The following is a 20,077-nucleotide window of genomic DNA, read 5'->3' as shown; positions in this document are numbered from 1 at the left end:
GGAAAAAAATTCCACACTGCCCATGTTGAGCCCATGGGAGACACCGATCCTTTCAGCAAGGCAGGCGCTTTCGACCGTGCGATCCGCAGGATCCTGCGACCCTTGGTACGTGCGCTCATTTCCCAGAATGTCACGGTGACAGCCTTTTATCGGTTGGTGAAACAAACCTATGTCGAGGTCGCGACCGAGATGCTCGGGCAGGACGGCACCGACAGTCGGATCAGTGTGATGACAGGGGTCCATCGCCGCGACGTGAAAGCCTTCCGGAGTCTCTCTGACACCTCGGATCAGACGGACCAGCGCAAGGCCTCCATGCTCAGCACGGTCGTTGGCCGGTGGCTGTCGAGCACGGGATATGTCGATGCCGACGGTCGCCCGGTGCCGATCCCGCGCAACGCCGAGGCGGGGCCTAGTTTTGAGGCGCTGGTGCAATCCGTCAGCCGCGACGTCCGGCCCCGCACCGTCCTAGACGAACTGGCGCGGCAGGGCATCCTGACCATCGCCGAAGACCGCGTCCACCTTCTGCTGGAAGGGTTGGTGGCCCCGGCGGACATGGACCAGCGGCTGCACTTCTTTGCCCATAACCTAGGAGACCATGTGGATGCCGCCGTGACGAACATCTTGTCCGACACGCCACCCCACTTGGAACGGGCCGTCTTTTACAATGCCTTGGACGCAGAGGCCCTGCGAGATGTCGAGGCAGAGGCCCGTGCCATTGCCACAGATGCCCTGCGCAGGGTGAACGCCAAGGCAGCCGCGCTGCAAACCGCCGACCCGACGGACCCGGAGGCCAGCCACCGCTTTCGCTTCGGCATTTTCTTCTACAGTGAAGATGAGACGGCCCAGACCCAGCCCGCGAAGACCGAAGGACAGGAACCCGATGACGACCAGTAAGTTCACGCGGCGGACCTGTGTCTTCGGCGGCGGGGCTGCGGCCTTGCTGCCTGGTGTCGGCTGGACCCAAGAGCGAGAGATAGAGGGCGGGATCGGCGGCACCGGTATCGTCGGCATCGCAACCGAGGTCGGCGGGCTGGTTGTGGCGGGTCGCGCGCTGACGACCGACGACGGCACCCGGATCACCGATGCCTTTGGCGCGCTGCCTGCCGCAGCTCTGACACGGGGCGATAGTCTGACGGTCGAGGCGGCGGGATCGGTCGGGTCACTGGTCGCGCGGCGGATCCATGTGACACAGCCCGTAGTGGGCACCGTAACCGCCGCCAGCGCGCGCCAGGTCACGGTCAACGGCGTCACGGTCACCTTGGACAGCGGCCTGCGGTCGGTGCGCCCTGGCAGCCGCGTGGCCGTCTCGGGCCTGTGGCGCGGGACAGAGGTGATCGCCAGCCGCCTCTCCCCGGCACGCTCCCCCCTGGATCTGGTATCGGGCGATGTCTCCCGTGGGCAGGGGGCCACCCGCATTGGCGCGGTGCCCGTGGCCCGCCTGCCAGGGCGCCCGCCCAGCGGCAGTTTCGCGACGGCGTTCGGGCGCTATGATCCGGCCCGCGGCCTATTCCAGGTGCAGCAGTCCGAGACGGGTCGTTTCACGGGGGCGGCGGGTCGTCTGCGGCGCCTCGCCGTCGAAGGGTTCCTGGAGCCGAGCAACGCCGCCCCCGGGTTCCGCATTTCTGGCCTGGGCCATAGCTTCGCGCGAAACTTGAACCTATCAAACCTTGCCCAGGGCCGCGCGCTGTTCAGTGGCGCGTACAGGGGCACCTTTGCCGCCGATCAGGCGCTGCCCCTGCCCGAGGATACGCGACGGCGCGCCGCGATCCTCGGCGCGCTTGCTTCGCGCTCCTGACACCAGCGCCCCATCACATCTTTGCGGCCAAGGCCTACCTCGGTGTGTCATAAGGCTCCGTCAGTGCGCCTGCGTCCGATGAAGACGGCGAAGGAACCACCGCAGAACGACGATCCGACGACACGCCAACCCGATCACATGCCCTCAGGCCTGACCTGCGGGATCATCGGACAGCGACATATCCCGGTGCCGCTCCAACTCCGCGTTGACCGCCGCCCCGAGCAGCAACAGGAACCCCGAGATGAACAGCCACATCAGCAAGGCGATCACCGCGCCGATGGAGCCATAGACCTCATTGTAGGTTCCAAACGCCGAGAGATAGGCCGAGAACCCGTAGGACGCCGCCCCCCAAAGCATCACGGCCAAAACCGCGCCGGGCGACACCCAGCCAAGCTGGACCATTCGCCGGTTCGGGCCAAAGCGATAGACGATGCCCGTCCCCGCCAAGAGCACCGCAATGGCCAGGCCCCAGCGCGCCGCCTGGAGACCGAACTCCGCCAACGGGCCTAGCGGCACGAAGGCCAGGACGACGGGCGTCACCAAAATCGCGGCAATCGCCACAAGCGCGACCACCACCAGCGCAAGGGTCAGCACCAACCCATGGACATAGAGCATCAGGCCCCTTCGGTTCCGCTCCCCGTAGACGGCATTGATGCCCTGGATCAGCGCATAGACCCCCGCGCGCGTGGACCATAGCGCCAGCGCCAGCGACACGCCCGTCGCCCAGCCCAACGTCCCGGAATCCGTCACGGCCAGGGTGCTCACCTGGCCCGCGATGATGGCAAAGACATCGTCCGGCAAGATCCCTCGGAAAGGTTCGATCTGCGGCAAGACCGCTCCGGGATCACCGATCAACCCCCATAGGGCGATGACAGCCGCGATGGCGGGGAACAGCGCCAAGATGCCGTAGAACGCAATCCCTGCCGCCACCAAGGGCAGGCGCTTTTCGTCAATCGCCGCCCAGATCCGCAGGGCCACGGCCAGCCAGACCGGCGCGCGCGGCAGATGTTTCCAGGTCATGGGCCGTCCTTTCGGTCCGAGCGCGTGCGGCGCGGTCCAGATGCTCTTGGCGCGCCCAACTCCTTGAGGCAACACGGGATAGGCGTCCTCTGGTTCGCGCGATCACCGGGCGGCAGGGACACAGGCGATGGCCTCGATCTCCACCAAGAACTCTGGCCGGGTAAAGCCGCCCACGATCATCAGGGTCGAGGCGGGTTTGACCGCAACATCGGCCAGCCAAGCGTCCCGGGCCGCCATATAGGCCGGAAAGTCGTCGCGCCGTGTGACATAGGCATTGAGGCGCAGCACATCGGCCCGGGTCGCGCCCGCCTCCACCAAAATCGCGTGAATCGCGGCCAGACAGATCGCCGCCTGTCCCGCCACATCTGGCGGACAAACCCCATCGGCGCCTAGCCCCAATTGTCCCGAGGTCACCAGCAGCTGCCCAGATGCGGGAACGGCTATTCCGTGGGAGTAAGCCCCAAAGGGCGGGGCGATCCCCGGGGGCAGCAAAGAGGTCTTCCGGTCCATGTTCGCAGCCTGACGCGCGGCGCTATCCGACACCACAGGCACCGCCCAATTTCGTTGCCATATGCCCAAACATGGCGCAACCTGCATAAAAATCGCGCACAACGCCTGCTGTCGCAGCGACACAGCCGCCCAAAGCCGCGGCCGGTGCTTTCTTTTCCGCCTCCGCTGCGAAGGCTCGCGGGGGCGACCGCACGACAGTTTGAGGAGATGGGGATGATTCTGAAGACGACGCTCTGGGCCACCGCGCTGGCCGCCGTGCCTGGCGCAGTGCTGGCGGATGGGCACCTGACACCGGTGACCTTCGGCACCAACTGGCTGGCCCAAGCGGAACACGGCGGCTTTTACCAATCCGTGGCCGATGGCACCTATGCCGCATGCGGCCTGGACGTGGAGATCATCTCTGGCGGTCCCCAGGTGAACAATCGCGCCCTGATGCTGGCCGGTCGCATCCAGTTCCACATGGGCGGCGACATGCTGCAAGCGTTCAACGCCGTGGCCGAGGATATTCCCGTCGTTTCCGTGGCCGCGATCTTTCAGAAGCACCCCCAGGTGATCGTCGCCCACCCCGACGTGGACAGCTGGGAGGGGCTGAAGGACAAGACCCTGCTGATCGGCGACAACGGGTTCACGAGCTACTACCAGTGGATGATCGCAGCCCATGGCTTCACCGCCGAGCAGCGACAGCCCTACACCTTCAATCCCGCGCCGTTCCTGGCGGATACGGGTCTTGCCATGCAGGGGTATCTCTCGTCGGAGCCCTACCTCGTCGAGAAAGAAGGGGGCTTTAAGCCAAACGTCTTCCTGATCGCTGACAACGGCTATTCTTCCTACGCGACGACGATTGAGACCATGCAGGCCACGATCGATGAAAGCCCCGAGGTGGTGGAATGCTTCGTCGATGGCTCCCTCGCGGGGTGGTATAACTACCTCTATGGCGACAACGCCGCTGCCGATGAGCTAATCAAGGCCGCGAACCCCGAGATGACCCAGGACAAGATCGAATTCGCGCGCGCGATGATGATTTCCGAGGGGATCGTGGATTCAGGCGAGGCCCTGGAAAACGGTATCGGCGCCATGTCCGATGCGACCATTGAGGATTTCTTCACAAAAATGGTCGAAGCTGGCGTAATCTCGGAAGACGTGGATTGGGCCTCCTCCTACAGCCTCGCCTTTACGAACAAGAAAGTGGGCATGGACCTCAAGCCCGAGTGACGCGACCCGTAGGGCGGGGATCACCCCCGCCTTGCCTACCCCCCGAGGCCGGATGCCCCGACCCACATCCATAGACGACCGCGCAGAGTTGTTGCGCGTGGAAGCGGTGAACAAGGTGTTCCCCGGCGATGTCCGTGCGCTCATGGGCATGGACCTGACCGTCCGCCAGGGCGATTTCATCTCGCTCCTGGGCCCATCGGGTTGCGGTAAGTCCACGGCCCTGCGCCTGATGGCTGGCCTGTCGCATCCGACGGCGGGCCGCATCGCTTGGGCCGCCCCGCCCGCCCGCGGCGATGTGGGTGTCGTCTTTCAGGAGCCCACGTTGATGCCCTGGGCGACCGTTGCCCAGAACGTCTTTCTCCCCTTCCGGCTGGAGGGGAAATCTTATGCCAGCGTCAAAGATGACATCCTCGACGCGCTCCGCCTGGTGGGGCTGGATAAGTTCCAGACCGCCTATCCCCGCGAATTGTCTGGCGGGATGAAGATGCGTGTCTCCATCGCGCGGGCCATGGTCACGCAGCCCAAGCTCATCTTGATGGACGAACCGTTCGCCGCCTTGGATGAGATCACGCGCTTCAAACTCAACAACGACCTGCTCGCCATGCAAGCCCGCATCGGGTGCACGGTGATTTTTGTCACCCATTCGGTGTTTGAGAGCGTCTTTCTGTCGGACCGTATCATCGTCATGGCCGCCCGCCCGGGGCGCGTCATCGAAGAGGTCCGCGTCGACGCGCCCTATCCCCGGTCAGAGGAGTTCCGCACCTCCGCCGATTACGCCGCCCACTGCCGCGCGGCCTCGCGGGCTTTAGAACACGCGATGGAGGCCGCATGATGGGGATGATGACCCACACGCGCACCGGTTCCTTTGGACGGGGCGAGGGGGCCAGCCCCCTCGCGCTCCCCCGGCATATTTCTGGAACATCGAAGGGGCGACGTGCGACTTTGGCCTCAGAATGGAGGAGCCCGGCATGACGGATGCCCCGCTGATAGGTCCAGCGCCCACCCCCATGGTTGACGCGGAAGAAGCGCGCCGCGCCCGTGGGCGCCGCATCGAATTGGCCGCGCGTTATACCCTGCCCCTGGCGGTGATGGCACTGGCGATCCTGGCCTGGGATCGGATCGTCGTCTGGAATGAGATCCCCCACTACATTTTGCCCAGCCCGGCCCGCGTCTGGGACTATTTCACGGGGAATTGGTCGACGTTGGTGGATGCGGCCATGTTGACCGGGCGGATCACGCTGATGGCCCTGGCCGTTGCGGTTTTGGGCGGGGCGGGTCTGGCGATCCTGTTTAACCAGTCGCGTATGGTTGAACTGTCGCTTTACCCCTATGCGGTGATCCTTCAGGTCACGCCGGTTGTTGCCATTGCACCGCTTATCTTCATCTACGTCGAAAGTAAGGTCGCCGGCATGTTGATGTGCGCCTGGATCGTGGCCTTCTTCCCGGTGCTATCTTCGACCACGCTGGGGCTGAACTCGGTGGATCGGAACCTGCGAGATCTGTTCGCGATCTACGGGGCGAGCCGGTGGCAGCGGCTGATCCACCTGCAACTGCCTTCCGCCCTGCCCTATTTCCTGGGCGGCCTGCGCATCGCGGGGGGGCTGAGCCTGATCGGGGCGGTCGTGGCCGAACTGGTGGCGGGAACCGGTGGGGTGGGCCTGGGTCTTGCGGGTCGCATTCAGGAGGCGGGCTATCGGCTCAACATCGCGGGCATGTTCGCGGCCCTTGCCATGGTCGCGGCCATGGGGTTGGTGATCTTTGCCGCGCTGTCGCTGCTGTCGCATTTGCTACTGCGGAAGTGGCACGAATCTGCCCTCAAGACGGAGAGTTAATGGATTTTCGCGCCCTGCCCAGCGGCCCGATCACCCTTGCGAATGTCACGGTCCCCGCCCACCTTTTGGGGCAGGCTGGCGACCTGACCACCACCGACCTCCACATCGCCGACGGACGCCTGACCGACCAGCCGGGCACACAGGTGGACATGGCCCGCGCCATGGTCCTGCCCGCCTTCGTGGATATGCACACCCACCTGGACAAGGGTCACATCTGGCCCCGCGCGTCGAACCCCGATGGCAGCTTCCTGGGCGCGCTCAGCACCGTGCGCGCGGACCACGCCAATTGGAGCGCCGAGGATCTGCGCGCGCGCATGACCTTTTCGCTGCGCTGCGCCTATGCCCACGGCACCCGCGCCGTTCGCACGCATTTGGATAGCATCCCGCCCCAGCCGCAGATCTCCTGGCCGGTGTTCTCCGAGATCCGTGCGGAGTGGGCGGGCAAGATCGACCTGCAGGCCGTCTGCCTGATCGGCTGCGATGGCTTCTCCGAGGACGGCCCCTTCCGCGACACCGCCGACCTGGTGGCCCAGCATAAGGGCACCCTTGGCATGGTCAGCTATCCCGTCCCGGACCTGAAGGACCGTCTGCTGGGCTTTTTCCGCATGGCCGAAGCGCGGGGCCTCGCCGCCGATTTCCATGTGGATGAGACCATGGACCCTGGGTCCGAGACGCTGCGCATGATCGCCGAGACGGTGCTGGAGACGGGCTTCACCGCTCCGGTCACCGTCGGCCATTGCTGCTCGCTCAGCACCCAAGACGAGGGGCGCGCGCTCAACACCCTGGACCTGGTCGCGAAGGCTGGGATCAACGTGGTCAGCTTGCCCATGTGCAACCTCTACCTCCAAGACCGGGGACCCGGCACACCCCGTGGGCGCGGCGTGACCCTGGTGCATGAGATGCGCGACCGGGGCATTCCCGTGGCCTTCGCCTCCGACAACACGCGGGATCCGTTCTATGCCTATGGCGATCTCGACATGTTGGAGGTCATGCGCCAGGCCACCCGCATCGCCCATCTGGACCACAGCCGCGCTGACTGGTGCGACGCCTTCGCCGCCACCCCCGCCAGCGCCTGCGGCTTCGCCGCAGCGGGGCTCGCGCCCGGCGATCCTGCGGACCTCGTGATCTTCAAGGCGCGGGAATGGACCGAACTCTACGCCCGCCCCCAACACGACCGCATCGTGTTGCGCGCCGGTCAGGCCATCGACCGCACCCTACCCGACTACGCTGAACTCGACCCCATCGTGAGGCCATCATGAAACCCAACGTGCAGGCCGCCAAAGAGGCGCTCTCCCATCTCGACATCGAAACCTCTGAGGCGGCGATCCGCTCCAAAAGCCGGGACTTCTTTTGGTATTCGCCCGTGCTCAAGGCCCGGCTCGACCATGTGGAGGCGGATTTCGTCGTCTCGCCCCGGTCCGAGGCCGAGGTGATCGAGGTCCTGCGCACCTGCTACGCCCATGACGTCCCCGTCACCACGCGCGGCGCGGGCACCGGCAACTATGGACAGGCCATGCCGCTTGCGGGCGGCTGCGTCATGCACCTGACCCATATGACCGCCGTGAAGGAGATCGCGCCGGGCCGTGTGGTCTGCGAACCTGGCATCCTGCTGAAAGACCTGGACGCGGCCTGCAAGGAACATTCGGGCCAGGAAATCCGCATGTTCAGCAGTACCTGGGCCACGGCCACCATCGGCGGGTTCATCGCGGGCGGCTCGGGCGGCGTCGGCTCCTGCACCTGGGGCAGCTTGCGGGATCTGGGCAACATCATCCGCTTGCGGGTCGTCACCATGGAGGAAGAGCCCCGCGTCGTCGAATTCCGGGGCGAGGAACTGGCCCGCGTCAGCCATGCCTATGGCACCAACGGCATCATCACCGAAGTGGAGATGCCGTTGGCCCCGGCCTACGACTGGGTGGAGATGTTCCTGACCGGCGATGACTTCATGGAGGTCGCGCGCTTCGCCGAGGAATTGGCGAATGAGGACGGCATCCTCATCAAGCTGGCCACCGTCTTCGAGGCGCCCATCGCCAAGGACTACTTTCAACGTGTCGCCCCCCATGTGGAAGCTGGGGACAATGTGATCGGCCTGATGGTCGCGCCCCATTCCATGGATGGGTTCCTGACGTTCTTGGGCCGCCGTCCGGGGGTGAAGCTGCTCTATCGCAGTGACGAAACGGAATGGCCCCGTGCCCCCGGCCATGTGTTCGAATACGGCTGGAACCACACAACCCTGCGCGCGCTCAAAGTGGATCCGGCGATCACCTATCTCCAGGTGCGCTACGGCTTCCCCCAGCATCTAGAGTTGATCGAGAAGATGCGCGAGGCGCTCTCACCCGAGGTGTTGCAGCACCTGGAGGTGCTCAAGGAAAACGGCAAGGTCATGTTCGCGGGGCTATCGCTGGTGAAGTTCACCACCGAGGAGCGGTTGGACGAGATCGTGCGCCTGCACGAAGAGGCGGGTGCGATGATCTTCAACCCCCACCGCTACACCCTGGAAGAAGGGGGGCGGCAGTCGGTCGACGACCGTCAGTTAGCGTTTAAGCGAGAGGCCGACCCCAAGGGCTTACTGAACCCTGGCAAGATGATCGCTTGGGACGATCCCGATTGGGACTACGCTAAGATGTATGCCTACCCGAAAATGCAGGCGGCGGAATGAGCCGAAGGGCCCCCGTCAACCGGATCGGGCTTAACCCGAGACTGCCTGCGGGCGGGGGCCCTCGGGTCAAGCCCGAGGGCAGGTGGCCCTTTGCCGTGACTGCGGCGAGGAAGACTTGGCCCAGTCAAGAGAACCGCGCTGTCGGCCCGCCGGGCGACAGAACCGATTGCAGCGCTCAGAGGGTCCGGTCGCCTCTTCAACCAGGGCTTGCCCCGCGCGGTTCATCCTCGGGCTTGACCCGAGGATCTCCCCCGTCTTGCAAACCATCGACGAAATCGAGTGCGTCCGTTCGACAGCGTCCCGCCTCCCAAGCAATCCTTGCCAGCCATCAAGGACCACCCCTTGTCGACGAGCGAGGTGTCTTCCGCGAAAGGGCGAAGACCGACCACGTAAGCGCTCCATCGACCCGAGGCCATCGAAACGCGCGGCCCTGCACCAAGGGGACGCCTACGCCCGAGGTACAGGCATTGAGACGGCAGAAGAACCCGTTGTGCCAGGACGTCGCCCGACAGCCCAAAGCGCTGCGGGCCATTAGGTCGATCCCAAGGACGACCCTTGATGCGCACCCCAATCACGTCCGCCCAAGATCACCCCGTCGTCACCCCGGCATCCCCCTTAGGATGCGCCCCCTATGACCCGCGCCCTCGTCCTCGCCGCACACCCCGTGCCAGATAGCTTCAATGCCGCGCTTCATCGCGACGTTGTCGAGACACTGACGGCCCGCGGCTGGGACGTGGACGATTGCGACCTCTATGCCGAAGGCTTCAACCCTGTCTTGTCCGAGGCGGAGCGCCGGGGCTATCACGACGCGCCCGACAACATCGCGCCCGTGGCCGACTACGTTGAACGGGTCCGCGCCGCCGACGCGCTGGTGATGGTCTTCCCCGTCTGGAACTTCGGCTATCCCGCTATTCTAAAAGGGTTTCTCGACCGCGTCTTTCTGCCCGACGTGTCCTTCAAACTGGTGGACGGCAAGGTCAAACCGAACCTCACACATATCCGACGCCTCGCTGCTGTAACGACCTACGGCGGCACGCGGCTGCGCGCGATGCTGGTGGGCGACCCGCCGCGCAAATGCGTCACCCGCGCGGTCTGGCACGTCTGCCGTCCGCGTAAGACGCGATACCTCGCCCTCTACGATATGAACCGCGCGACGGCCTCAGACCGGTCGTCGTTCCTGACCAAAGTTAGATTGGAAATGAAAGGGTTATAAATGCGCGCGCTCGTCATCTTCTGCCACCCCAAGGAGGACAGCTTTACGGCCGGTATCCTGTCCTTGGTGAAGGAAAAGCTGGACAAGGCCGGAGCGGAATACCGCGTCCGAGACCTCTACCGCTCCAACTTCTCACCCGTCCTGACGGCCCATGAGTTGGACATCTACCTCGACGAGAGTCTCAACCAAGAACCCGTCGCACAGGATGTCGCCGACGTGAAATGGGCCGATACACTGATCTTCGTCTACCCGACCTGGTGGTATGGTTTGCCCGCGATGCTGAAGGGATGGCTGGACCGGGTTCTTGTCCCTGGCGTGGCCTTCATCATGCCCCGGGACGGCGAGAACATCCGCCCCGGCCTGACCAACATCACGCGCCTTGGCGTCTTTACCACCTGCGGCGCCTCCCGCTGGTTGACGACCTTCATCGGCGCTCCGGGTCGCCGAACCCTGACGCGCGGTGTGCGCGCCATCTGCGCCAAACGCTGCAAGACGGTGTTCGCCGCCCATTACCTGATGGACAGCTCCACTGACAGCACTCGGGGGACCCACCTCAGCAACGTCGCCACCAAGATGGATAGGCTGCTGGCATGATCCCCGTTCTGGATTGGAGCCGTTTCGCGCACGATTTGCCCGGCCTGACCGCCGACATGGGACGGGCTGTGCGCGATACGGGGTTCTTCCTGCTTGCCAACCCCTCGGTCCCCCAGGACCTGCGGACCGCGGTTTTTGCCCAGACGGGCGCCGTCTTTGATCTGCCCGAAGCAGACAAGCAAAAGATTTCAATCCTCAACACGCCCCACTTCCGGGGCTGGGGCAAGCCCGGTGACGAGAGCCTGGATGAAACCCAGCCCGAGGTCGACACCAAGCAGACCTTCAACATCGGCTATGATCTGGCCGAGGATGACCCCCGACTGGGCCAGCAGTTTCGGGGTCTGAACCAATGGCCCGACCTGCCCAGCTTTCGCGACACGATGCTGGCCTATTACGACGCGGCCCAGGCCCAGGCCCTTGGGATCCTGTCGGTCCTGGCGCGGGACTTGGACCTGCCCCCAGACCATTTTGCGCCGCTCTTCGATGAACCACTGTCGGCACTGCGGCTGCTCCACTATCCGCCTGCAACGGGGGTTGCGAATGAGATCGGGGCAGGTGCCCACACGGATTACGGCGCGATTACGCTGCTACTCACGGATGGGGAGCCGGGGTTGCAGGTCAAACCGAGGGCCGGTGACTGGACCGACGTGCCCCATGTGCCCAACGCCTACGTGGTCAATATTGGCGATTGCCTGATGCGCTGGACCAACGACATCTATGTCTCGACCCCGCATCGGGTCCTGCCGCCCAAGCGACAGCGCCGCTCGGTAGCCTTTTTCACCGAGGCGAACCCCGACACGCTCGTCGAAGCACTACCCGGAACAGGCACACCCAAGTATCCCGCCATTCGCGCCGCCGACTACCTACAATCGCGGCTCGACGCGACCTATGCGCCGAAGGAGGCGGGATGAGCTATCGCGATTGGGCCGACCTGCGCGCGCCCGACTTCACCGACCTGGACCCGATGACCGCCGTCGCAGTTCTGCCCACGGCGGCCATCGAACAGCACGGCCCCCATCTACCAGTCGGGACCGATACGCTGATCGCCCAGGGTATGTTGGACGCCGTGCGCGCCGCTTGCCCCGACGACCTCGATCTGCGCGTCCTGCCGATCCAGGCGGTCGGAAAGTCGAATGAACACCTCTGGGCGGCGGGCACGCTAACCTTGACGGCAGAAACCGCCCTCCTCGCCTGGACCGAGATCGGGCTGTCGGTGGCGCGGGCGGGCATTCGCAAGATCATCCTGGTGAATTCCCATGGCGGAAACCTGGACCTCGTGTCGATCCTTAGTCGGGAGTTGCGGGTGCAGGCCGATATGTTGGCCGTCAAATGCCAATGGATGAGCTTTGGCGCACCCGATGGCATGTTCTCGGATCAGGAGGCCCAATTCGGCATCCACGGCGGGGATCGAGAGACATCGTTGATGCGCGCCTTTCGGCCCGAGACGGTGGATATGACCAAGGCCCAGGACTTCAGATCGACCGCCGAAACCGCTGCGATCCCGCCCATCGGGCCGACGTCCTACGGCTGGATCGCCTCGGACTTGTCGCCCCATGGCGTTGTGGGCGAAGCCCATCTCGCAACCGCCGAGAAGGGCCATCGGCTGGCCAAACATCAGGCCGAGGGGTTCATCGACCTGGCCAAGCAGGTCGTCGCACAGCCGCTGTTCTAGCCTGCTCTCACAGGATCTTTCAGCCCGAGCGCGTCCAGAAATTCGGCAACGATCTCCTCCGGCGTTTGGTCGATATCGACCCGGATCACGTCCTCATCGGCGCCGGGCCGCTCCAAGGTGTCCAACTGAGAGTCCAGCAAGGTCGTCGGCATGAAATGTCCCGTCCGCGCGGCCATACGCTTTTGCAGGACCTCGTAGGCGCCATCGAGAAACAGGAACGTCACGCGGATCCCCGCCGCCCCGGTGATCCGCTGGCGATAGGCCCGCTTGAGCGCCGAACACGCGATAATCCGCGCCTCGCCACTGGCCAAGCGCCGCCCAACCCGGTCCAACCAGGGGCCGCGATCTTCGTCTGTCAGCGGCTCGCCCCGCTCCATCTTGGCGATATTCGCCTCCGAATGCAGGCTGTCCCCGTCCAGCCAAGGCACCCCCATCGCAGAGGCGAGGCTCTCTGCGATGGTGCTCTTGCCGCAGCCAGAGACGCCCATGACCACATACGCGCGGGTCATAGGGAGGCCGTGATGCCGCCGTCCACGAAGACGGTGGTGCCATTGACGAAGCTGGAGGCGTCGGATGACAGGAAGATGCAGGTTCCGACCAATTCCTCGACCTTGCCCCAGCGGCCCGCGGGCGTGCGATTGGACAGCCACTCGGTGAACTTCGGATCATCGACCAGCGCCTGGTTCAGCGGCGTCTCAAAGTACCCCGGCGCCAATCCGTTGCATTGCAGCCCATGCTTAGCCCAATCGGTCGCCATCCCCTTGGTCAGGTTCGCGACCGCGCCCTTGGTTGCGGTATAAGGCGCGATGCCGGGACGGGCCAAGGCCGTCTGGACCGAACAGATGTTGACGATCTTGCCCGCGCCACGGCCGATCATGTGCCGGGCCACGGCCTGACCCACGTGGAATACGCTCGCGATGTTGGTTTGCAGCAGCCGCTCAAAAGCATCGGCGGGGAATTCCTCCAGCGGCGTGCGGTGCTGCATCCCAGCGTTGTTGACCAGGATGTCGATGGCGCCCGTCTCGGCCTCGAACCCATCCACCGCGGCGCGCACGGCGACATGGTCGGTTGCATCAAAGGCCAGTGTCTCGACCGTCGCCCCCTCGCCCCGCAGCGTCTCGGCGGCGGCGTCCAGCTTGGCGGAATCCCGCCCGTTCAGCACGACCGAAGCGCCCGCTGCAGCAAGCCCCCGCGCCAGCGCAAATCCGATTCCCTGGGACGACCCGGTTATCAGCGCCCGTTTTCCGGTCAGGTCGAACAATTGAAGGCTCATCGTAATTCCTCGGTTTATCGCCTCGACACTGCCGGGGCCTCGGAATAAAGTTATCGCTAACATTTCTCCGCTGCGCAAGCGGCCACCCCGAGGGAAACCGATGACCACCGCAAATACCGCCATCGTCATTCACGCCGCCCGCGACCTGCGGCTGGAGGATCGCCCCATTGAGGCCCCCGGCCCCGGTCAGGTCGCGATCGCCATGGAGGCAGGCGGCATCTGCGGCTCAGACCTGCACTATTATCAGCACGGCGGCATCGGCACGGCCATCCGCGTGAAGGAGCCTATGGTCCTTGGCCACGAGGTCTCGGGCCGGATCACAGCACTGGGCGAGGGCGTGACGGGCCTGTCTGAGGGGCAATTGGTCGCCGTCTCCCCTTCGCGCCCCTGTGGCGCCTGCAAGTTCTGCCTGGCCGGGCAGCCGAACCATTGTCTGAACATGCGGTTCTACGGCTCTGCCATGCCCTTCCCGCACATCCAGGGCGCCTTTCGGCAGCACCTGGTCGCAGAAGCGTCCCAATGTGCCGATGCCACCGGCCTGACGCCGGGTGAAGCCGCCATGGGCGAGCCACTGGCCGTCTGCCTGCACGCCATGCGCCAAGCGGGGGACCTGGTGGGCAAGTCGGTCCTGGTCACAGGCTGCGGCCCCATAGGAACGCTGTCGATCCTGGCCGCCCGGCGGGCGGGGGCGGATCTGGTGGTTGCCACCGACCTGAGCGATTTTACCCTGGGCCTGGCCAAGACCGTAGGCGCCGATGAGGTCATCAACATGACCCAAGAAAACCTGGATGCCTATACAGCCGACAAGGGGGCCTTTGACGTCCTCTTCGAATGCTCCGGCGCGGCCCCTGCCCTCGCCGCCGCCATCCCCGCCATGAAACCCTGCGGCAAGATCGTGCAACTGGGCCTCGGCGGCGACATGACCCTGCCCACCCAGGCCATGACCGCGAAGGAGCTGTCGCACATCGGCTCTTTCCGCTTCCATCCGGAGTTTCACACCGGCGTCAGCTTGATGCAAAAGGGTCTCATCGACGTGAAGCCGCTCATCACCCAGACCTACCCCCTGGCCGAGGCCCTGACCGCCTTCGAGGTCGCGGGCGACCGATCCCGCGCCATGAAGGCGCAAATCGACTTCACGGCGTAAGGAGGCTGCCCATGTCATTTTTCGAAAGCCACGACCCCGCCTTCGACCGCTTCGTCCTGGGCAATGCCCCGGTCAAACAACTGGCCACCGGGTTCGACTGGGTCGAAGGGCCCGTCTGGTTCGGCGACCGCAATTGCCTGCTATTCTCGGACATCCCCAACAATCGCATCCTGCGCTGGTCCGAGACGGACGGGATCACGACCTTCCGCGCACACTCCAACTACTCGAACGGCCACACCCGCGACCTGCAAGGGCGGCTCATCTCCTGCGAGCATGGCACCCGCCGCGTCACCCGGACGGAACACGATGGCTCCATCACCGTCATCGCCGACAGCTATGGCGGCAAACCGCTGAACTCCCCCAACGATGTGGTGGTGAAGTCCGACGGCACGATCTGGTTCAGCGACCCCCACTACGGGATCATGACCGACTACGAAGGCTTCAAGTCGGAGCCTCAGAACCCCCTCGTGGTCTATCGCGCCAACCCCGACACCGGCGCACTGGACGTCATGGTCGACGATATGAACGCGCCCAATGGACTGGCCTTCTCCCCGGACGAGAGCCTGCTCTACGTCGCCGACACGGGCCGCATGTTCTCGGACGATGCGCAGCATATCCGCGTCTATGACGTGGCCGCCGACGGGACCTGCTCCAACGGGCGGCACTTCCACACCATCGCGCCGGGTTGCGCCGATGGCTTCCGGCTGGACGCGGATGGCAACATCTGGTCCTCCGCCGCCGATGGCGTCCACTGCATCGCGCCGGACGGTCGCCTTCTGGGCAAGATCCTCGTGCCAGAACTGGTGTCCAACGTCTGCTTTGGCGGGCGGGCGAAGCACCAACTCTATATCACCGCGACCACCTCGATCTATCGCGTGACGCTGGTGCGGAACGGGGTTCAGCGGCCCTAAGGGCGCCCTAGGGCGCGGGTATCCCCCCGTTCAACACGGTCGCGAATTTAGGGGCGTCAATGTTGCCCCCGCAGTGGATCACCGCGACCGTTCGCCCGGCCATGGCCGCCCGCTCCTGCATCAGACCCGCCAGCGGCGCAGCCCCCGCGCCCTCAGCGGCGTTATGGGTGGCCGACCAATAGAGCCGGATCGCCTCGGCCACCTCCGCATCAGACACCTGGATGATCCGCGCGGCCCCCTTGGAGTAGATGTCGAACGCCGCCTGAACGGGAATCCGCACCGCCATACCGTCAGCAAAGGTTGCCGCAGAATTGGTCTCGATCAGCCGCCCGGCCTCCACCGACAGCTTGGCGCCATTGGCGTTCTCGGACACGACGCCGACGATCTCGGCCTTGTGGCCCAGGGCATCCCGCGCGGCGATACAACCACAGATGCCCGACCCACAGCCGATAGGCACATAGAGCACCTCGATCTCAGGATGGGCGGACAACAACTCCCAGCCATAGGTGGCGACACCGCGCACCAACTCCTTGTGGAAGGGCGGCACGATGGTCAGCCCCTCATCCTCGGCGACGCGAAAGGCCTCCTCCCGCGCGACGTCGAAGTCCGCGCCAAAGATCCGCAGATCGGCGCCCCAGGCGCGCATGGCGGCGTTCTTCTCGACCGAGTTCCCTTCGGGCACATAGACCACCGCCCGCAGCCCGGCGGCCACGGCGGCGCGCGCCTGGCTTTGCCCATGGTTGCCCCGTGTGGCCGTAATGATGCCTGGACTGTCCGGATGCGTCCGCCGCAACCAATCCACAAAGGTCACGCCGCCGCGCACCTTGAAAGCCCCGGTCGGCAGGTGGTTCTCATGCTTGACCACCACATCCGCACCCACGGCCTCAGACAAGAGGGGCCAGCGCAGGGCGGGCGAGGCCGGTACCGTCCGGTGCACCACCTCCGCTGCGGCTTCAAGCTCAGACAGATCGAACATGGCACCCTCCTTCGATGTTCCCGAAATATGCCGGGGGGGCGAGCGTAGCGAGCGGGGGGCTGGCCCCCCCGCCCCTCACAACAAGAACAACGTGATCGCTGGAAAGGCCACCAGAATCCCCACGCGCACAATGTCGGAGCCGACGAAATACAGCACCGACTTATAGGTCTGGAGCATTGGCGTCGCCTTATCCATCGCATTGATGACGAATAGGTTCATGCCAACCGGCGGCGTGATCAACCCGACCTCGACCACGATCAGCACCAGGATGCCGAACCAGATGGCCGTCTGCTCGGCGGCGATGCGGTTCACCACACCCTCAGTCACGCGGATGTCGATGGCGCGCTGCAACTCGCGAGGGATCTCGGCCCCAGCGGCGATCAGCGCCTCGATCTCGGCCCGCACATCGGGCGCTAGATCCGTGACTGAGGCAAGGGCCGCGCGCGCCGCTTCGTGCTGCATCGTGATCAGATCGACCAACCCGAAATCCAGCGCCGAGATCACCGGGAAGAAGATCGGCACCGTCAGCAGGATCATCGACAGCGAATCCATCAGACAGCCGAACACCAGGTAAAACAGCAGGATCACCAGAAGGACCGTGATCGGCGCATAACCCTGGGACACGACCCAGGTCGACATCTCCTGTGGAACTTGGGTCAGGGCCAGGAACCCATTGTAGATCGCCGCGCCCAGCACGATGAAAAAGATCATCGCCGTGGATTTGGCCGTGACCATGAAGCTCTCGATCAGGGTCTTGCCGGTCAGCCCACCGTTGGCCAGCGCAATCAGCGCCGTGCCAAGCGCGCCCACGGCCGCCGCCTCGGTCGGGGTGAAGATACCGCCATAGATACCGCCCACCACGGACACGAATACCAAGAGGACCGGCCAGACCGCGCCCAACCGCTTCAGCCGCTCGCCCATGGGGATCGCGGGGCGCGTGCCCGCCGCATCAGGGTTCAGTCGGACATAGATCGAGATCGCCAGCACATATCCAAGCGCCGCCAGCAGGCCGGGCACGAAGGCGGCCAAGAACAGCTTGGCGATGTTCTGCTCCGTCAGAATGGCATAGATCACCAGGACGACCGAGGGCGGGATCAGAATGCCCAGCGTCCCGCCCGCCGCCAAGGTCGCCTGGGAAAACCCGCCCTCATAGCCGTAGCGCTTCAGCTCTGGCAGGGCGACGCGCCCCATGGTGGCCGCCGTGGCCAGCGAAGACCCGCAGATCGCGCCGAAGCCCGCACAGGCCCCGATGGAGGCCATGGCCACACCTCCTCGCCGATGGCCCAGGAACCCCTCAGCCGCGCGGAACAGCGCGCTGGACATACCGCCCAGGGTCGCGAAATGCCCCATCAGCAGGAACATCGGCACGATCGAAAGCGAGTAAGAGGAGAATGTCGAATAGGTCTCGTTCTTCAATCGGCTCAGCGCGACCGTATTGCCGCCCGTCACCAAGTACAGGCCCACCAGGCCCGTCACGAACATGGCGAGGCCGATGGGCACGCGCAGAAAGATCATGATCAGCAAGGCCGGAAAGGAATAGAGGCCGATTTCCAGGTCGCTCACTGGTCCGCTCCATCGGCCAGAATGGTGGCGCCGGTCACGACCTCGGCCACCCGTGCCAGGGCCACATAGATCGCGGTCACAGCGGCGACGCAGGCCCCGACCAAAGCAGCGGCATAGGCCCACCAGATCGGAAACTGGATAAGATAGGTCGTCTCACCATAGCGCATCTTGGCCTCTGTCCCGGCCCAAAGCTGCACAGAGATCAGGATTAGAATGGCGGCAAACAGAACCGACCACAGCGCGGCCAGCCACCGGTTCGGCGTGACACCCAACCGCGCGGTGAAGATATCGACCGAGGCATGGCCGCTCCGCAACTGGGTGATCGGCAGGAAGGCGAAGATGACAAAGGCCATGCCCGCCTCGACCAACTCGAAATCCCCGTTGATCGGACCGATGCCCAGGGCCAGCAACCAGGTGGAGAGCACCCCGCCCTCCAACAGATCGGAATGGAGCACGCCGTTCAACCAGCGCCCGGTGATGGATAGGCAGGTCATGATGATCAGCGCGCTCAGCACCAAACCGCCCAAGAGTGCAAGGAGGCGCGCCAAGGCCTCCACGATCCGTCCCAACATGCCGCATCCCCATATGACAAGGCCGCGCCCCCCGGACGCGGCCTCCCGTTACGTGCAGGCCTTATCAGCCCTCGTAGTCGGCCATCAACTGACGGGCCTCATCAATCAGCGCTTGGCCGTCAATGCCCAACTCCGTCATCTCGGCCAGCCACTTGTCGTAGACCGGTTGCGCAGCGACACGCCAAGCCTCGGCGGCCTCTTCGGACACCGTGACGATCTCATTTCCGTTGTCCAAGGCCGCTTCGCGCGACGGACCGTCGGCGTCAGACTGCGTGCCGCCCGCAAAGACCGAGAACTCCAGGCCCGAGTTTTCGTCCACAACCGCCTTCAAGTCGTCCGGCAGACCGTCATAGACCCCCTTGTTCATGGCCAGAACGAAGGTCACGTTGTAGAAATGCGCGCCCTCGAATTCGGTGTGGTAGTCCACCAATTCCGGAACCTTCAGGGCGCCGGTGACCTCCCAGGGAATCGTTGTGCCGTCGATCACACCCTTGGACAGAGCCTCGGGGATCGCCGGCACGGGCATACCCACGGGCGTGGCGCCCAGCGTCTCTAGCAGGGTGTTCACCTGACGGGTCGCCCCTCGGATTTTGACGCCCTGCATGTCGTCTGGCGTCGTGATCTCTTGGTTTGCGTGGATCATGCCGGGGCCATGGACCCAGGTGCCCAGGATATGGACGTCGGCAAACTCCTCCTGCATGTGGGCTTCGTACATCTGCCAATAGGCCGCCGAGGCCGCGCGGGCATCGGTCACCATGAAGGGCAGTTCGAACACCTCGGTCGAGGGGAAGCGGCCCGGCGTGTAGCCAACCACCGTCCAGACCACATCGGCCACGCCATCGATAACCTGGTCCATCAGCTCGGGCGGGCGCCCTCCCAACTGCATGGACGGATAGCGCTCCACCTCGATCCGACCGTCTGAGGCCGCCTCGATGGAATCGGCCCAGACGTCGAGGATCAGCTTGGGCACATTAGCCTGTGCGGGCAGAAACTGATGCAGTTTCAGTGTCACATCCTGGGCCAAGGCCGGCAGTGCGGCCAGTGATAGGGCTGTTGCGCCCAACAGCGCAGATAGCGAGCGACGGGTCAGCATTTGGTCAATCCTCCCTGAATGACATGGGGCGCGCGTTGCTC

General features: G+C 64.7%; 21 protein-coding genes. 13 read left to right on the top strand and 8 right to left on the bottom strand.

What is annotated here, in order from left to right:
* Positions 1–33 precede the first annotated feature (33 nt).
* Entirely contained in the window at positions 34–894 is an 861-nt protein-coding gene (locus K5R33_RS10710) for a DUF6502 family protein (RefSeq protein WP_220749016.1), read from the top strand.
* Positions 881–1,795 (top strand): DUF5666 domain-containing protein, encoded by a 915-nt coding sequence (locus tag K5R33_RS10705; protein WP_220749015.1) that lies wholly within the window; start codon positions 881–883, stop codon positions 1,793–1,795. The genes K5R33_RS10710 and K5R33_RS10705 overlap by 14 nt, the downstream gene beginning before the upstream one ends.
* 144 nt (positions 1,796–1,939) lie before the next feature.
* On the opposite strand, the gene K5R33_RS10700 is transcribed toward K5R33_RS10705, so the two are convergent.
* Positions 1,940–2,815, bottom strand: a complete 876-nt coding sequence (locus K5R33_RS10700; RefSeq protein ID WP_220749014.1) for a YihY/virulence factor BrkB family protein — start codon at positions 2,813–2,815, stop codon at positions 1,940–1,942.
* A 102-nt stretch (positions 2,816–2,917) separates the two neighbouring features.
* A complete protein-coding gene (locus K5R33_RS10695) occupies positions 2,918–3,325 on the bottom strand; it encodes a RidA family protein (protein ID WP_220749013.1) in 408 nt (135 codons plus the stop codon).
* A 213-nt stretch (positions 3,326–3,538) separates the two neighbouring features.
* On the opposite strand from K5R33_RS10695, the gene K5R33_RS10690 reads away from it, so the two are divergent.
* From K5R33_RS10690 to K5R33_RS10650, 9 genes are all read left to right on the top strand, one after another.
* Entirely contained in the window at positions 3,539–4,537 is a 999-nt protein-coding gene (locus tag K5R33_RS10690) for an ABC transporter substrate-binding protein (RefSeq protein WP_220749012.1), read from the top strand.
* 52 nt (positions 4,538–4,589) lie between these two features.
* Positions 4,590–5,369 carry an ABC transporter ATP-binding protein gene (locus K5R33_RS10685; protein ID WP_220749011.1) on the top strand — a complete coding sequence of 260 codons (780 nt, stop codon included), beginning with the start codon at positions 4,590–4,592 and terminating at the stop codon, positions 5,367–5,369.
* Between the two features lie 136 nt (positions 5,370–5,505).
* Entirely contained in the window at positions 5,506–6,369 is an 864-nt protein-coding gene (locus tag K5R33_RS10680; protein WP_220749010.1) for an ABC transporter permease, read from the top strand.
* Positions 6,369–7,628, top strand: a complete 1,260-nt coding sequence (locus K5R33_RS10675; protein WP_220749009.1) for a cytosine deaminase — start codon at positions 6,369–6,371, stop codon at positions 7,626–7,628. The genes K5R33_RS10680 and K5R33_RS10675 overlap by 1 nt, the downstream gene beginning before the upstream one ends.
* A complete protein-coding gene (locus K5R33_RS10670) occupies positions 7,625–9,025 on the top strand; it encodes an FAD-binding oxidoreductase (protein WP_220749008.1) in 1,401 nt (466 codons plus the stop codon). The genes K5R33_RS10675 and K5R33_RS10670 overlap by 4 nt, the downstream gene beginning before the upstream one ends.
* Positions 9,026–9,656: 631 nt before the next feature.
* Complete coding sequence (locus K5R33_RS10665; RefSeq protein ID WP_220749007.1) at positions 9,657–10,238, top strand: NAD(P)H-dependent oxidoreductase; 582 nt, start codon at positions 9,657–9,659, stop codon at positions 10,236–10,238.
* Positions 10,239–10,832 (top strand): NAD(P)H-dependent oxidoreductase, encoded by a 594-nt coding sequence (locus tag K5R33_RS10660; RefSeq protein WP_220749006.1) that lies wholly within the window; start codon positions 10,239–10,241, stop codon positions 10,830–10,832.
* The gene (locus K5R33_RS10655; protein ID WP_220749005.1) at positions 10,829–11,743 is read left to right on the top strand and encodes an isopenicillin N synthase family dioxygenase; all 915 of its coding nucleotides are present in this window, start codon (positions 10,829–10,831) and stop codon (positions 11,741–11,743) included. The genes K5R33_RS10660 and K5R33_RS10655 overlap by 4 nt, the downstream gene beginning before the upstream one ends.
* On the top strand, positions 11,740–12,504 hold the full coding sequence (locus tag K5R33_RS10650; protein WP_220749004.1) for a creatininase family protein: 765 nt from the start codon (positions 11,740–11,742) through the stop codon (positions 12,502–12,504). Before K5R33_RS10655 ends, K5R33_RS10650 begins: the two co-directional genes overlap by 4 nt.
* Here K5R33_RS10650 and K5R33_RS10645 read toward each other — a convergent pair.
* Both K5R33_RS10645 and K5R33_RS10640 read right to left on the bottom strand, forming a co-directional pair.
* Positions 12,501–13,013 carry a gluconokinase gene (locus K5R33_RS10645; protein WP_220749003.1) on the bottom strand — a complete coding sequence of 171 codons (513 nt, stop codon included), beginning with the start codon at positions 13,011–13,013 and terminating at the stop codon, positions 12,501–12,503. The genes K5R33_RS10650 and K5R33_RS10645 overlap by 4 nt on opposite strands.
* Positions 13,010–13,777, bottom strand: a complete 768-nt coding sequence (locus K5R33_RS10640) for an SDR family oxidoreductase (RefSeq protein WP_220749002.1) — start codon at positions 13,775–13,777, stop codon at positions 13,010–13,012. Before K5R33_RS10640 ends, K5R33_RS10645 begins: the two co-directional genes overlap by 4 nt.
* 100 nt (positions 13,778–13,877) lie before the next feature.
* Here K5R33_RS10640 and K5R33_RS10635 point away from each other — a divergent pair, with 100 nt between their 5' ends.
* Positions 13,878–14,921 carry an L-idonate 5-dehydrogenase gene (locus K5R33_RS10635; RefSeq protein ID WP_220749001.1) on the top strand — a complete coding sequence of 348 codons (1,044 nt, stop codon included), beginning with the start codon at positions 13,878–13,880 and terminating at the stop codon, positions 14,919–14,921.
* 11 nt (positions 14,922–14,932) lie between these two features.
* The gene (locus K5R33_RS10630; RefSeq protein WP_220749000.1) at positions 14,933–15,832 is read left to right on the top strand and encodes an SMP-30/gluconolactonase/LRE family protein; all 900 of its coding nucleotides are present in this window, start codon (positions 14,933–14,935) and stop codon (positions 15,830–15,832) included.
* A gap of 7 nt (positions 15,833–15,839) precedes the next feature.
* Here K5R33_RS10630 and K5R33_RS10625 read toward each other — a convergent pair whose 3' ends face one another.
* The 4 genes from K5R33_RS10625 to K5R33_RS10610 all read right to left on the bottom strand — a co-directional run bounded on the left by K5R33_RS10625 (position 15,840) and on the right by K5R33_RS10610 (position 20,036).
* On the bottom strand, positions 15,840–16,808 hold the full coding sequence (locus K5R33_RS10625) for a threonine dehydratase (RefSeq protein ID WP_220748999.1): 969 nt from the start codon (positions 16,806–16,808) through the stop codon (positions 15,840–15,842).
* Positions 16,809–16,883: 75 nt separating this feature from the next.
* The gene (locus tag K5R33_RS10620) at positions 16,884–18,371 is read right to left on the bottom strand and encodes a TRAP transporter large permease (protein WP_220748998.1); all 1,488 of its coding nucleotides are present in this window, start codon (positions 18,369–18,371) and stop codon (positions 16,884–16,886) included.
* On the bottom strand, positions 18,368–18,943 hold the full coding sequence (locus K5R33_RS10615; protein ID WP_220748997.1) for a TRAP transporter small permease: 576 nt from the start codon (positions 18,941–18,943) through the stop codon (positions 18,368–18,370). Before K5R33_RS10615 ends, K5R33_RS10620 begins: the two co-directional genes overlap by 4 nt.
* 64 nt (positions 18,944–19,007) lie before the next feature.
* Positions 19,008–20,036, bottom strand: coding sequence for a TRAP transporter substrate-binding protein (locus tag K5R33_RS10610; RefSeq protein ID WP_220748996.1), 1,029 nt, complete (start codon positions 20,034–20,036; stop codon positions 19,008–19,010).
* Positions 20,037–20,077: the final 41 nt, after the last annotated feature.

Origin of the sequence: Jannaschia pagri (assembly GCF_019655435.1) — a bacterium.
GTDB classification, from domain to species: Bacteria; Pseudomonadota; Alphaproteobacteria; order Rhodobacterales; family Rhodobacteraceae; genus Jannaschia; species Jannaschia pagri.
Note: the sequence above shows the minus strand (reverse complement) of the source record. Positions and strands in the feature narration are given on the sequence as shown.